Here is a 14,931-nt window from a genome sequence, read left to right as displayed (position 1 = left end):
CTCAACATCATTCCCACGTTTCGCCTTGAAACTGCTCAAGATTTCACACAACTCTCACATCTCCATTTGGAGATATCGCTCTACGGCCAAAGTATGGCGGTTGCTGGCTGACTCAACATCTTACCGAGAGGGAGAATCCCGATAAAAATAACACCATCTAAACCACCGATATACCAGAAAAAAGTGTAACTTTGCAGAATGCAAGTATCGTCTTTCCCAAAAATCAATACCCAACTGGCACGACAACTGCTACAACCTCGCCCTAACGATGGGCACAAAGGCACGTTCGGTCACTTACTTTTGGTGGGTGGCCATTTCGGCATGATGGGCGCTGCGATTTTATCAGCAGAAGCTGCCCTCCGCACTGGCTTAGGAAAGCTCACTGCGCACGTGCCCGAAACGGCAAACGTTGTGTTTCAGACAAGGATACCAGAAGTAATTCTTCATTTCGACGAACAATCTCATCAACACTGGGCAAGTATCATAGAATTAAAGGGTTATAATGCGATAGCTATTGGTCCTGGAATTGGCACAGAAGGCGAAACTCAATGGGCATTTCGTGCACAAATCAAAATGTTACTTGACTTAGAAACCTCAGGAAATCCCATACCCTTGGTGCTCGATGCCGATGCGCTAAACATCTTAGCCCAAGATTATCAACTCCTCTCCTATCTTCCAGCAGAGACCATACTCACTCCTCACATTGGAGAGCTGAAACGGATTTGTGCCGCACTAGAATTACCTCACGAAACCCTCGAGGATCAACTTACTTCAGCACAGAGTATTGCCACTTCCCTACAAGTGCATGTGGTGCTAAAAAGCCATCAAACCCACGTCTGTACCAACGATGGAAAAGTGTTTCAACTAGACACGCAAGGCAACAGCGGCATGGCCAAAGCTGGAAGTGGCGATGTGCTCACAGGTATCATCAGCAGTCTTCTGGCGCAAGGCTATTCTTCTAAAGCAGCTGCGCTATTAGGCGTCTTCATCCATCACCAATCAGGCTGGTACGCAACCGAACGTCACGGTGAACATAGCGCAATAGCATCCGACTTCATTGCGGAAATTCCACAAGCATTCTCTACATTAGTCTCTTCAAACTCCTCACAAAATGAAATCATATAGTTTTCTTTTTATCAGCTGTTTAACCGCACTTATATCGAGTTTTCCCTTAAAATCAGAAGCTCAAACCGACGTGCGTCCTTATCAACCCGGAATCACGCAAGAAGGTATCACCTACTTCTTACCCCAAACTCGCCTTCATGTCGTGGTACGTGCCCAACGTGAAAGCTACACTCCCGGAGAATATGCAGCCTTTGCTCAGCGTTTCTTGGATGCTCCTAACGTGGAGCAACAGCCATTCGACACATGGACGCTGCAGCAGATCGAAGTGGTGCCCTATGGTGTCGCTGATCGCACACAAGCCTATACGATTAAGTTGAACCACAAGACCTCTGCTCCCCTCGTGGAACTTGCCCCCGATGGCCGTTTGCTCAGCGTGAACACCACAGCCAACGCTTTACCCACCTTGGAAGCTCCTTCCGTGAAGAAAATCAGTAAGGATACCCCCCAAGGTAATAAGTACAAAACCCAAGAAATACTCCGTGCAGGAAGCATTGCTGCTCGCGCAGAAATCACCGCACAAGAGATTTATGACATCCGCGAAAACCGCGGTTTGTTGGCGAAAGGTCAAGCAGACTTCAATCCCAAGGACGGGGAGCAATTGAAAACCATGATAGCACAGCTCGACGAACGCGAGACTGCTCTCCTCTCTCTCTTTTTGGGTACGAAATCCACTGAAGAGCACGTGTTTACTCTCGAGGTTACCCCTCAGCAAACGCAACAAACGCTCGACCTCTTCCGCTTCTCTCGCTATTTAGGACTTGTCGATGCCAACGATGTCGCAGGAACTCCCATTCAACTTCAGATCTCAGATCAAGCCACGCTACCCGAAACTGAAGAATCTCCCAAGAAAAAGAAAGAAGTGGAAGACCTTCGCTATCGCATCCCTAGCAATGCAGCCATACGCATCTTCGATGAATCAAGAGTTTGGTTTAATGGAATCGTTCCCATTGCGCAATTCGGTCGCATTGAACACCTTGGCGGTGTACTTTTCAACAAGAAATTCAACACCAAAGTGCGACTATCTCCCACAACTGGCCGCGTTGAAAAGCTCGACCTTGAACAGTTCTCCAAGTAAACTCTAGACATTTGGCATGACCGACACACAGCACATCAAAATACAAGACTACGCTTATTCCCTCCCCGAAGAGCGAATAGCAAAATACCCCTTAGCACAACGCGATCAATCTAAGCTACTGCTACGCAGCTGCGATGGTACAATTCGAGAAGAGGTCTTTTCTAAACTTCCCGAATACCTGCCCAAGGGCTCACTTATGGTGTTTAACAACACAAAAGTGATTCAAGCACGCTTGCACTTCTACAAAAGCACTGGTGCACTCATTGAAATTTTCTGTCTAGAGCCCTTCTCCCCTCTCGACTATCAGCAATCCTTCGCAACCAAAGGCGAAGTAAGTTGGGTTTGTTTGGTGGGAAATCTCAAAAAGTGGAAAGAAGGTGCTTTGCAACGCGAAATCACCGTACAAGACCGCACAGTGACTCTCACTGCTGAGCGTGTAGGCGAACAAGGAACGGGCTTTGAGATTCGTTTCGCTTGGGATGCCCCCACAATTTCATGGGCTGAGATACTAGAAAGTATCGGTGAATTGCCCATTCCTCCCTATTTGAATCGCGACACAGAAGAGAGCGACCTCAAAACTTACCAAACAGTCTACTCACGTATCAAAGGTTCGGTGGCAGCCCCCACTGCTGGTTTGCATTTCACCGAAGAAGTGCTGAATAATCTCGATGCGCGCGGCATCGAACGCAACGAAATTACGCTCCACGTAGGTGCAGGCACATTCAAACCTGTGAAGAGTGAGGAAATATCTGGTCACACCATGCACGCAGAATGGATAGCTGTGCCACGCACTTCCATTGAACGCCTCCTGGCTCACGGAGCACAGTGCATCGCCGTTGGCACCACCAGCGTTCGCACCCTCGAAAGCCTTTATTATATAGGCGTACGCTTGCACCAAGCTCGTACAGAACAGCGCACACCCACAGAAGACGATTTGCACGTCCCCCAATGGTTGCCCTACGAATACGCTGCATCCACTACCACTCCTTTGACGGCAGTCGAAGCCCTGCAAGAGATTTTGCACTATCTCGATGAGCATGGTTTGCACACCCTCCACACGGCCACGCAAATCATCATTGCTCCGGGTTACGAATACCATATTGTGCGCACTATTGTCACCAATTTCCACCAACCTCAGTCGACACTTCTTCTCCTAGTGAGCGCATTCGTCGACGGACGTTGGCAAGAAATCTACGACTACGCGCTCAATCACGATTTCCGCTTCCTTTCTTATGGAGATTCTTCTGTGCTCAACTATGATGCCCTACAAGACAAGCTCTAAAGAAAGCCTAGTTCTTGCGTGATTATAACGCATTTTTGCAAGCAACTCTAGACCACTTAAGACCCATTGAGCCCCTTTCGCAAGGATAGCTCCACCCTCCTCCAACGGACATCCCAAATCTAACGTCTACACTCTAACGCCTCAGTTCGATGAACCAATATCCCAAATGGCTTCTAGCCTTGAGTTTCCCCAATGTATTCATCCCCGTTGGCACACTCATCTTCTTTTTGTTCGGTGGTGTCACCCTTTTTGATACACAAGACAGCACAATACTCGACATCCTGCAATATCTCTTATTGCAACTCTTCTGGTTGCTGCCCCTTGCCAGCTTCTTTGCAACCCTCTTTCTTTGGGGCAACACGCACGAGCGTGCTGCCATCACCACCAGCATTGTCGGACTGTTGATTTCCTTTACTTCGATTTTCCTACTCTGGTCACAACGAAACGACACGCCCATCAGCAAACCTCTGGCGCACACCACGGCTATTTCTACTCGCTCTCACACATTCTTTATTCCCGCCTCGACAAACACGCTATGAAACCATACTTAGATTTGCTTCAACGCATCCTCGAAGAAGGCAACACCAAAAGCGATCGCACGGGCACGGGTACAAAATCTGTGTTCGGCCATCAGATGCGCTTTGACCTTTCTCAAGGATTTCCTCTCCTGACCACCAAAAAACTTCACCTCAAAAGCATTATCCATGAACTTTTGTGGTTTTTGCGTGGTGACACCAACGTGAAATATCTCCAAGAGCATGGAGTGCGCATTTGGAACGAATGGGCAGATGCTGATGGAGAACTAGGACCTATCTATGGTCACCAATGGCGCTCATGGCCAGACTATAATGGAGGTCACATTGATCAAATCCAACAAGTTATAGACCAAATCCGTAACACTCCCGACAGTCGTCGCATGATAGTCTCAGCTTGGAACGTAGCCGAGGTGAACAACATGGCACTTCCGCCTTGCCACCTCCTATTTCAGTTTTATGTTGCCGAGGGAAAACTCTCCTTACAACTCTATCAACGCAGCGCGGACACCTTCTTGGGCGTTCCTTTCAACATTGCTTCCTATGCACTTCTCACCATGATGATGGCACAAGTGTGCGACCTCCAACCCGGAGAATTCATCCACACCACTGGCGACACCCATCTTTATCTCAATCATCTGGAACAAGCGCAACTGCAACTCACCCGCACCCCTCGTGCACTTCCCAAGATGCGCATCAATCCTGAGGTGAAAGATCTCTTCTCTTTCGAGTTTGAAGACTTCCAACTCGAAGATTACGACCCCTACCCTCACATTCCAGCCACCGTTTCAGTTTAACCACAATCGGTCATTAGACCATTGTTGTGCTACTCGTAATTGAATAGACAACTTCTTGTCATCTTTCATTTTCTTGTTGGCATCTTGTCTTTCGTCCATTCTCGCCGTAGCCCACTACGCCATCTAGCAAACAAGGAACAAACTGCTCAACAATCAAATAAAATCTGTTCAGGATCTAATGACCGATTTGGGTTTAGTCGTTCCATACTAATGTTGCAACTTTGTTTCTTACAACACTCCCTAGAATTTAAGGAGGAACGTTTAACGCCTAATCTCTAACGTCTAACGTCTAATTTCTAACGTCTAATGTCTATCTCACTCATCTGTGCTGTTGCCGAAAATGGCGCTATTGGGCACAACAATCGCTTGCTCTTCCATCTCCGTGCCGATCTACAGCGCTTCAAAGCCTTGACCTCTGGACACACCATCATCATGGGGCGCAACACTTTTGAGTCTTTGCCCAAAGGTGCTCTTCCCAATCGTCGCAACATCGTGCTCTCCCGTAGCATCACCACCCCATGGCCCAACACAGAAGTCTTTGCTTCCCTCCAAGAAGCCCTAGCTGTTTGTGATGCAGACGAAGAAGTCTTTATCATCGGGGGAGCTTCAGTTTACGCAGAAGTCTTGCCTTTGGCACATCGTTTGTGCTTGACGCATGTACACGCCACGCCTGAGGCAGCCGACACCTATTTCCCTGCTTGGAATCCCCAAGATTGGCAACTAGCTCAGGAAGAAGCGCACGCTGCCGACGAACAAAACGAGGTAGCCTTCACCTTTGCCGACTACGTAAGACGCTAAAATAAAGACATCATTGGATTGTTTTTCTGGGTTTATGCTATAGAGGATAACCACGGAGCTACGGATAGCGCAAAGGAATAACTTCTCTTCGCTAGGCAAGTCCCTCTTTCCCTTTCCACTTATGCTGCAAAGTTGCACCGCAGTTCGCAATTTCTCAGCACAAGTGGATTTTTTATGTCCATTTCTCTGGGCATATTCCCCTACTCTCTCCTTTTTCTTGTAACTTTGTAGCAACAACCAATATTTTTCAACATGGTCAAACAATGTACCATCCTCTTCGGCTGCATGGCCCTAGGGGAGTTGCTCGTCAGAATCACAGGCCTTAGCCTTCCCGGTAGCATCATTGGCATGCTCCTTTTGGCTGCTTTTCTCGAAATGGGCTGGATCAAACTCGAATGGGTCAAAGAGATTTCCGACTTTTTGCTTAGTAACCTCGGTTTCTTCTTCGTACCACCAGGCGTAGCTCTCATGCTTAACTTTGACACCATTGCCAAAGATTTCTGGGCTATCGCCATTGCCACACTGGTAAGTACTGTTCTTGTGCTCCTGTCTACGGGATGGACACACCAAATCGTTAGAAAATATGCAAAACGTGGCAAATAATTTTTTCGAAGCCTTGAGCAATCCTTTTGTGCTCATCGCCCTCACCTTCGTAGTTTTCTTCTGCGCCAAACTCATTCAGCGCAAGACAGGCTGGGTGCTCTTCAATCCCATCCTCATCACCATCGCAGTACTTATAGCCTTTCTCAAAATCACCGGCATCCAATATGAAGTGTACCACGAAGCAGGTTCGCAGATAGAGTTTTGGTTGAAACCAGCGATTGTGGCGCTTGGCGTACCGCTCTATCAACAACTTAAGGTTATTCGCAAGCAACTCATTCCTATTCTTATCTCACAGACCGTAGGTTGTGTCATCGGCATCATCTCTGCTGTAGCCACTGCTCAGTGTTTAGGAGCTTCCAAAGAAGTTGTCATCTCGCTTGCGCCCAAGAGTGTCACCACTCCTATTGCGATGGAAGTTTGTCGCACTGCCGGTGGCATACCTTCACTCACGGCTGCCATCGTGGTTATCGTGGGTTTGTTTGGTGCAGTCACTGGCTTCCGCGTCCTACAAATAGGTCGTGTCAAGAGTCCCATTGCACAAGGTTTGAGCATGGGTACCGCCTCTCACGCTGTCGGCACATCACGTGCCATGGAAAATGGAGCTAAATACGGAGCTTTCGCTAGCCTTGGTCTCATCGCCAATGGCGTGCTCACAGCCATCCTCACCCCTATTGTTTTGCACATCATGGGAGTGATTTAGTTCCACATCGTGACAACTCACTCACTGTTGCACCATACCTTCACTTAGCTCTCAGCGCAAATCGCCAAAGTTCTTGAGGATGCCGAGTGACACTAGGCATATTCATTCAAAAACTCCCAGCTTTCGTTATTGGAAGCTGGGAGTTTTTTGATTATTGCTGTCCGGTAAAAGTTTTTCTGATGATAAAAATAAGGCTGAAACCCTCTTGCAGGATTTCAGCCTCTTTTGTTACTTTGCTTGTTGGAAAAAAATATTGCTGTCCGGTAAACTTTTTTGTGCCGTTTGGAAGTTTACCGGACAGCAATAAAAAAGATCAAAGCCTTGACGATACGAAAAGCGATTACATTGCTAAGGCATAATTTTGATTAGTATAGTAGGCAAGATGAAAAAGAATGGGCAGACGTCAAAGGACAACAAAAAAAAACCTGCTCACAGATTTCTGCGAGCAGGTAGAGTTTAAAACATTATGTGTACTAAAACTTAGAGTGTTGACAAGTAAGGCGCTGTAGTAGCTGTAGTGAATGTACCCTTTGATGTACCTGTTGTGTAAGTACCACCAGAGTAGAGGCCATTGGTTGCTGTACCAGTGCTGCTACCGCCAGTGTAGATAGTGTAGCTTGTACCAGTTGTGAAGTTTGGTGATGACACGAAGAGAGTTGTGTAAGACTGTGGAATCTTATAGGTAACAACAGAGGAGCCACCAGTTGTTGACTGGATATTCATCAACACAGAACCGAAACGATAAGAAGAGTTGCTCTTACCGAGGAGAACTGAAGGCTGTGTAGATGCTGAAGTTGGTGTTGAAGTATTATCAGAACCAAGACCGATGAGTGTACCACCAGTGATTACAAAGTCGTTCTGGTCGCAGTCAAACGCTACGTTTGCTGTGTTTGTAGCAACACCGATTGATGTACCACCAGAGAAGTGGAGTGTACCATTAGAGTCGAAAGCGTCAGAAGCTGTACTTGTAGCGTAGATTGTACCACCTGTCACAGCGATATCAACGTTTGCTGAGATTGCATCGTCGTAAGCTGTTACGTTGATAGTACCACCATTGATAGTCAACGAAGCGTATGCCTTGAAACCCTCGCCATCCTCACCAGTAGCAGTGAGGTTATAGGTACCACCATTCACGATAATGTTATGAGCAGAGCTTGATGTAGCATAGGTAGAGCTTGAAGAGATAGTACGGATACCACGTGCAACAGAGTTGATAGTGTAAGTACCGCTATTCAATGTGATAGGACGGTCGATAGTCTTGATACCATCGAGTGCTGATGTGATGTTGAATGTAGTCTCACTTGCTGTGATACCATACAAGCTATAGATAGCGTCGTATGCCTTAGAAACAACCTTCAGCGTACCGCTTCCTAAGAACACAAGCTTACCAGAGTTGTAGAGAGCAGCCTGTGAAGAGCTGGTTGGCGTAGCTGTAAGGGTATTGGTTGTACCAGAAGTAGAGTTAACGAATACCTTTGGAGCAGCGAGGTTCAATGCGATACCGCTTCCGTTAGTAATTGTAGCACCATTAAGTGTAACCTTAGCAATCTGACTACTAACGATGTTTACAGAACCAGTGTAAGAACCAGTGAGAACATACTCTACGCCAGAAGCAGTAGAATTGATATTGATAATACCGCTACCATTAGTCACAGTTACACCAGAAACATTGTTGGTAACAGTAGCACTCGTGCCGCTGAGGGCGATAGTAACAGTGTTACTGAAGCTGTGATCGCTCAAGTCGTCACTTGTCGCATCCGTAAGCGTTGTTGTACTAACAGTCTGCGATGCTGTTGTGGTGGTCGTCGTGGTGGTTGTTGTACCATTGTTGTCATCCTCTGAACAAGATGTCAACACTCCTGCGCTCAAAAAGCTCAGGCAAGACAACATAAAGACAGTTTTCTTCATCTTTGCTAAAATTTAACAGGTAAATAATTAGTTACTGACAGTGAAATCCAAAAACGGTGTGAATAGACTGTTAGCGTAGACCAGTATCATTTAATCTCAGCAAAGTGAATGCTAAGGGGTAATTTAAGATACGTCGCAGAGCGGTATGTAAGTTCTCTGAAAGTCACCTCTCCTACAGTGTTACAAGACTGTAGTGGGGCTATTGTTATTTCTTTTATAGATGTTATCCCTATAAGAGTATATGTTTCCTTAATACGCCCGTCAAAAGAATACATCTCTGTCATTGGCGACAAAGATAAAAATAATAATCCGAATTCTAAAGCATTTCGACAAAAAAGATTAGTAGATACAATGAAAGAATATAAAGACAAATACATCTTGGATTAATTCATAATCCATAATTATGATTACCGATATAGTTCAAGGGTTAAACTCAAATCATAAAGTTCAAAGGTCAAAACTCAAAGGCCAAAGATTAAAGGTAATCAAAAACTCTATAACAAAAAAAAACACTTCTAATTTCTTCGACAAACAATTGTTCATAACATAGATTATATGTATATTCGCAGACAGATTGTCAAATGATTAGTAAATAACAAATAGATATACACCAAATCCTCTAAACTTAGAGAGTATATATTTCGGTGGCATTGTCCACGACTAAATTTGGATAACGTTTTGATTACGACACCTGTCGACCTTTTGCTGGAACAAAACATTAGACTTATCAGTATAGAGACATAAACAGAAGTATATTACGGTACAAATATTTAGTAGTAAAAAAAAGTAGAAAGACTATATTCTCGATAGCCGATGTGTCAACGATGCTATTAGGATTGTGTCATCTCAATAAAGTAATAATTTTTAATGTTAAGTGTATGAAGAAACTCTATCTCTTTTTAGCAGTTATGTTAGGTACGCTTACGGCTCATGCCGAGGACTACACCTATCTAACTTTTGTGACGTCCGACGGAGCGAAGGCTTCTGTTTCGGTATCGTCGTTGACCATCTCAATCTCGGGCACCACGCTGACAGCTGGTAGCAAGACATTTACTCTCTCGGATTTGACCAAGATGTATTTCTCTACTTCAGAAGAGACAGCTACAGACATCAAAACCATTACTGTTCAAGACCTAAAGAACTATTCTGAGGTTTATGACCTGAGCGGTAAGAAGATGTCAAAAGACAAGCTGAAGAAGGGCGTTTATGTAGTAAAGACAAAGACAGGAACTTATAAGATTGTAGTGAAATGAGAAAGATTTATGCACTTTTAGCTGCCCTTATGCTGACAATAACAGCAGCAGCACAGACACTGAATGTAAAGGTGGGTAGTGTTACTTATCTTTTCCCAGCTTCACAGACAGGCGATATGACCTATAGCAATGGTACTACATTGACTATTATGGGTAAGGAATTCACTTTGAGCGACATCAGCAGTATGTCTGTTGATAACACAACTGTTACTGATGGTGCAATCGGCGTAACTTATAGCGGTACTTCTGCTGCTGTGACAGTGGCAGGTAATATCGCAAAGTATGTCACACCAACTGTCAGTGGTGCTCACGTTAGCATCGCACAGAGTAGCGACTTGGCTGAGGAGATTACCTATACCCTATCAGGTACCTCAACAGACGGAGAGTTCTACACATCAGGTTCTTACAAGGCTACCATCGAATTGAATGGTTTGACTCTGACCAACGCAACTCCTGTATATAGCGGTGCTGCCCTACACGTACAGAACAGCAAGCGCATTAAGGTGAAGGTTGTTACAGGTACTACCAACACACTGACCGATGCTGCCAGTGGCTCACAGAAGGGTTGCCTCTATATCAAGGGACACGCAGAGTTTGCCCAGAAAGGTACGCTCAATATTGTGGGTAACGTGAAGCATGGTATCAAGACTGGTGAGTATATGAGTCTGAAGAATGCTACTATCAACATCACATCGGCTGTGGGTGATGGTGTCAACTGCGAGCAGTATTTCCTTATGGAGAGCGGTGCACTCACCATTAGCGGTACGAGCGATGATGGTATTCAGTGTGATATCGAAGACACTGATACTGGCACAACAGGCGAAACTACTGACCATGAGGACGAGGACAGCGGTAACATCTATATCAGCGGTGGTACAATCAATATCACTTGTACAGCTACTGCTGCCAAGGGTATCAAGGCTGAAGGCGATGTGAAGGTTAGCGATGGTACTATCACTATTAGCACCTCGGGCGCTGGTGAGTGGGATAGCGATGATGCTGAGACAAAGGCAGCTTGCGGATTAAGCAGCGATGGCAATATAACTATCTCTGGCGGTACACTGAACCTCACAGCTACTGGCTCTGGTGGTAAGGGTATGAAATGTGATGGTGTGCTGACTGTCAGTGATGGCACAATCACCGTTGTCACTTCTGGTGGTCTCTACTATAATAATGGTACAACAGAGAACACTAATTACACTGGTAATACCGATAATGTAAGCAGCAGCTACTACTCTGCACCAAAGGGTATCAAGGCTGGTCTTAAGACTGAGAGCGGTAGCAGCTACACCTACTCTGGTGGTGTTGTCATCAGTGGCGGTACTATCAACATTACTACCAGTGGTACGAATGGCGAGGGACTTGAGAGTAAGAACTATCTGAACATTACAGGTGGACAGGTTGTTGTCAATGCCTACGACGACGCTATCAATGCGGCTCAGAATATAACCATCTCAGACGGCTATATATTTGCAAAGAGTTCTAACAACGATGGTATCGATGCTAACGGCAACTGTTATATCTCGGGTGGTGTGGTTTATGCTATCGGTGCATCTTCTCCAGAGGTAGCTATCGACGCCAACTCTGAGGACCAGAAGAAACTCTACATCAGTGGCGGTACGGTGATCGCTGTAGGCGGATTGGAGAGCGGTTCAAGCATCAGCAATGGTACATGTAAGTACACCTCTTCTTGGACAGCCAGCAGCTGGTATGCTCTCTATAACGGCAGCGACCTCGCATTGGCGTTTAAGACTCCTACCAGCTCATCATCAAGTAGCCAAAGAGGTGGCGGTCCTGGTGGTAGCCAGGGTAGCAGCAGCCAGCAGCTCGTTGTTTACACCTCATCTACCCCATCTTTGAAGTCAGGTGTAACCGTAAGTGGTGGTACTGCTTACTTCGGTGGTATGGCTAACATCGGCTCTACCGTTAGCGGTGGCTCTACCGTGTCACTTTCAACCTATTCAAGCAGCTCAAGCGGTCGCTAATCTTGTAAAGAAGAATGTAAAAGGATTATAAAGAGGGTGTGTCAAAATGTACACATCCTCTTTTTTATGCACAAAGCCCCGACTTTCTCAAGCCAGGGCTTTGCTATTTCCTAAAGTTTTTGTACCTTTAGGCATTAAAAAAATCTCATTATGACAAAGGTCACTTTCGTTCTTATATATCATACAACGGGGAATTCTAGTGTTGCAGGCTAGTCACTTTGACCCAGAGGATTTGTATTGTATTGAATCAGAACCTGAGCACTGGATAGAGCCTACATAGACTATGCACAGTTTCAAAGGCTTACCGAAGAAGGTGTCTGCTATGTGACTAAGATGAAGAAGAATCTCAGCTACAAGGAGCTCTCTTCTACAGCCTATGTTTCTCGTGATGGTCTAGTCACTCATATCGACAAACACATTCTTTTTGAGAAAGAGAAGGTAAGGCACGAAGCCCGATGTGTAGAGCTATGGAGCAATAACTCTCGTAAGTCGGTGACGTTGCTGACCAACAATTTTGAACTATCGGTTCAGGAACTTGCTGAAATCTACAAGCGCAGGTGGGCTATAGAAACGCTCTACAAACAACTGAAACAGAATTTTCCTTTGCACTTTTTCTATGGTGAGAGTGTGAATGCCATCCAGATACAAACCTGGGTAGTACTCATTGCCAATCTCTTGTGCACAGTGCTCTCTAGAATGATAAAAAGACACGTTTCTTTTTCTCAAATCGTAACCATGCTTAGATTGACGCTCATGTATTACACTAATTTCATCGCTTTCATGGAAGATCCTCAAAAGGATGAGTGTGCGATTTGGGCTGAAAGAGCTAAATCTCCACCCTCGGAACCATCATTAATCGATTAGGGGGCTTGCTTTTTGAAAAAGAAAGCCCGAAGTCCTATTCTAAAGGGCTTCGGGAAACTTTCTTGTGCTGTTTGGAAGTTTACCAGACAGCAATATTTTCAAAGGAATGATGCAAGTGCTTGCGAAGGGAAAATGATATTATAAAAGGACGGCACAGGTTCATGGGAGTAAGGCTTGCCCCTAGATCGCAAATATAAGAAATATAAAATCAACCAACAAAAATCTAGTCCTTGAATCTACTCAGAAACTCAAGAGCGCTGTTTCTTGAAATGTTAAAATCTAAGCTATTATCTAGCATGAGTTTTCATAAATCTAGCAGAGCTTCTGGTGCCGAATCTGATCTATTCATCCACTCTTCCCAGGTCTATTCAGATTTCGTGCGATGTTTTTCAAATTTTCTCGGAGTTTTTCTGATTTTTGTCGGACATTTTCCATTTTTTCTCGGAGAATTTTTGGCATTTCTCGGAAGAATAATTCCATTGTTGGGGAATTTTCTCCACTTTCGTAGCTAGGAAAGTCCTATCCATGCTGTTTCCCACACTAAAAACTCCCATTTTCTGGACTTTCAGTGGCTGCGTGGCTGCGATAATCATCCACATCTGGCGGGTTAATTGCGAGGGCGTGTTAAAAACGTGAGTTTTTTCTGTTGGGTTTTCTTAAACCTATCACGCCTCCTCTGCCCTACTTGCTCCTGCCGTTGCGATGGTGGTAACAGGCAAATGCTTGCTTATTACCCTCACCTCCGATTCGTGACAACTCTGTCCACCAAAAAGTCCCTCATGGCATCTCCTGAATGCGATGAGGGACTGATGAATATAGCCCACAAAGGGGGCGAGGACAGAAGAGCTTATCACAGCTCATGCTCTGCCACAGTTGTGTTTATTTATTGCAATGTGAGAAGAAGTCGATGGCTTCTAATTGGCGACGAAGTTCTAGCTCTTCTTCTTCGGTGACAGTCATGAAAGGCACGCGGTTAGGACCGAGATCAAGACCGATGAGCTTCATGATGCGCTTGCCACCCACGATGTTGCCGCGGAAATTGCAGATGACATCAATGACGTCTTGTGCGAAGTCTTGGAGCTGACGCGCCTTTTCGAGATCGCCTTTCTCCCATGCTTCGAGAATGCCAGTGAGACAACGACCATTGTAGTTGGTGGTGCCACCAATGCCACCTTGTGCACCGCCCATGGCCAGACAAGGGAGGATGGTTTCGTCTTGTCCATGCAGCATATCAAATTTACCATTCTGATAGCGACGGCAACGATTGTATTCGTAGAGACTCTCAAAGGTGTACTTGATACCTGCGAAGTTGGGGATGCGACCATCTACGGCTTTCAAGAAATCGTACATAGAGAGGAACGCTCCGTTGAAAGCTGGGATGTGATAATAGTAGAAGGGGAGATTGGGAGCTGCTGAAGCGATTTCTTCGCAATAGCGACAGAGTTGTTCGATGCTACCGATTTTTGGGAAAGGAGTGGCCATGGCACCAATGCCCCATGCCCCAATCTTCTGAGCATGCTCTGCCAAACGACGACTGCTCATCACAGAGGTGCTACCCACATGCACGATGACTTTGAAATCTTCAGGCACTGCTGCCATCCAAGCCTCGGCAAGTTGCATGCGCTCTTCTTCTGTGAGCATGTAGCCTTCGCCGGAAGATCCGTTGATGAACACGCCTTTCAGTCCATTGCGAGCAAGAAGGGCGGCATATTCGGGGATAGGCGCGAGGTTGAGACTACCGTCTTCGTGAAACGGTGTGAAGGGAGCATCAATGAGTCCTTTGATTTTTTCCATGATGATAAGGAAGAATTAGTGGTATATTACACAGCAAAGTTAGCACTATATTTCGGGATTGTGGAGAGATTACTGTAAAAAATAGTAGCCAGAAGCCCTGTTTTCACCTTTTTACAAGATGTCCAGCCACAAAAAACCGCAAGCCCAAAGCAGGACTTGCGGTGGAAAAGGGAGAACTGTGCCTTGGCATCTCTAAGACTGTGGTGTGTGCTTA

Annotated in this window: 13 protein-coding genes; 11 read left to right on the top strand and 2 right to left on the bottom strand. The window is 45.6% G+C overall.

The window, feature by feature from the left end; all coding sequences use genetic code 11:
• Positions 1-198 precede the first annotated feature (198 nt).
• The 8 genes from BQ2633_RS00165 (at position 199) to BQ2633_RS00130 (ending at position 6,913) form a co-directional block, all read left to right on the top strand.
• Positions 199-1,125 (top strand): NAD(P)H-hydrate dehydratase, encoded by a 927-nt coding sequence (locus tag BQ2633_RS00165; protein WP_075564464.1) that lies wholly within the window; start codon positions 199-201, stop codon positions 1,123-1,125.
• A complete protein-coding gene (locus tag BQ2633_RS00160; protein WP_075564463.1) occupies positions 1,112-2,200 on the top strand; it encodes a DUF4831 family protein in 1,089 nt (362 codons plus the stop codon). The genes BQ2633_RS00165 and BQ2633_RS00160 overlap by 14 nt, the downstream gene beginning before the upstream one ends.
• 16 nt (positions 2,201-2,216) lie before the next feature.
• Positions 2,217-3,482, top strand: a complete 1,266-nt coding sequence (locus BQ2633_RS00155; RefSeq protein WP_075564462.1) for an S-adenosylmethionine:tRNA ribosyltransferase-isomerase — start codon at positions 2,217-2,219, stop codon at positions 3,480-3,482.
• 149 nt (positions 3,483-3,631) lie between these two features.
• Positions 3,632-4,021: a hypothetical protein gene (locus BQ2633_RS00150; RefSeq protein ID WP_075564461.1), complete on the top strand. Its 390-nt coding sequence runs from the start codon at positions 3,632-3,634 to the stop codon at positions 4,019-4,021.
• Complete coding sequence (locus tag BQ2633_RS00145; RefSeq protein WP_075564460.1) at positions 4,018-4,812, top strand: thymidylate synthase; 795 nt, start codon at positions 4,018-4,020, stop codon at positions 4,810-4,812. Before BQ2633_RS00150 ends, BQ2633_RS00145 begins: the two co-directional genes overlap by 4 nt.
• A gap of 306 nt (positions 4,813-5,118) precedes the next feature.
• A complete protein-coding gene (locus tag BQ2633_RS00140; RefSeq protein ID WP_075564459.1) occupies positions 5,119-5,610 on the top strand; it encodes a dihydrofolate reductase in 492 nt (163 codons plus the stop codon).
• 252 nt (positions 5,611-5,862) lie between these two features.
• Positions 5,863-6,213 (top strand): CidA/LrgA family protein, encoded by a 351-nt coding sequence (locus BQ2633_RS00135; protein WP_075564458.1) that lies wholly within the window; start codon positions 5,863-5,865, stop codon positions 6,211-6,213.
• Positions 6,194-6,913 carry an LrgB family protein gene (locus BQ2633_RS00130; RefSeq protein WP_075564457.1) on the top strand — a complete coding sequence of 240 codons (720 nt, stop codon included), beginning with the start codon at positions 6,194-6,196 and terminating at the stop codon, positions 6,911-6,913. The genes BQ2633_RS00135 and BQ2633_RS00130 overlap by 20 nt, the downstream gene beginning before the upstream one ends.
• Before the next feature lie 480 nt (positions 6,914-7,393).
• On the opposite strand, the gene BQ2633_RS00125 is transcribed toward BQ2633_RS00130, so the two are convergent.
• Positions 7,394-8,821, bottom strand: a complete 1,428-nt coding sequence (locus BQ2633_RS00125; RefSeq protein ID WP_083233874.1) for a carbohydrate-binding domain-containing protein — start codon at positions 8,819-8,821, stop codon at positions 7,394-7,396.
• An 878-nt stretch (positions 8,822-9,699) separates the two neighbouring features.
• On the opposite strand from BQ2633_RS00125, the gene BQ2633_RS00120 reads away from it, so the two are divergent.
• From BQ2633_RS00120 to BQ2633_RS00110, 3 genes are all read left to right on the top strand, one after another.
• The gene (locus BQ2633_RS00120; protein ID WP_075564455.1) at positions 9,700-10,074 is read left to right on the top strand and encodes a hypothetical protein; all 375 of its coding nucleotides are present in this window, start codon (positions 9,700-9,702) and stop codon (positions 10,072-10,074) included.
• Positions 10,071-12,059, top strand: a complete 1,989-nt coding sequence (locus tag BQ2633_RS00115; protein WP_075564454.1) for a carbohydrate-binding domain-containing protein — start codon at positions 10,071-10,073, stop codon at positions 12,057-12,059. Before BQ2633_RS00120 ends, BQ2633_RS00115 begins: the two co-directional genes overlap by 4 nt.
• Positions 12,060-12,320: 261 nt before the next feature.
• Positions 12,321-12,923 (top strand): transposase, encoded by a 603-nt coding sequence (locus BQ2633_RS00110; RefSeq protein WP_346048677.1) that lies wholly within the window; start codon positions 12,321-12,323, stop codon positions 12,921-12,923.
• Positions 12,924-13,802: 879 nt separating this feature from the next.
• Here the strand turns inward: BQ2633_RS00110 and BQ2633_RS00100 are convergent.
• Positions 13,803-14,717 carry a dihydrodipicolinate synthase family protein gene (locus BQ2633_RS00100; RefSeq protein WP_075564452.1) on the bottom strand — a complete coding sequence of 305 codons (915 nt, stop codon included), beginning with the start codon at positions 14,715-14,717 and terminating at the stop codon, positions 13,803-13,805.
• Between the last annotated feature and the right edge of the window lie 214 nt (positions 14,718-14,931).

Source organism: Ihuprevotella massiliensis (genome assembly GCA_900095835.1).
Classification (GTDB): Bacteria; Bacteroidota; Bacteroidia; order Bacteroidales; family Bacteroidaceae; genus Alloprevotella; species Alloprevotella massiliensis.
The sequence above is the reverse complement of the archived record's forward strand: the minus strand, read 5'-3'. Positions and strand labels throughout refer to the sequence as shown.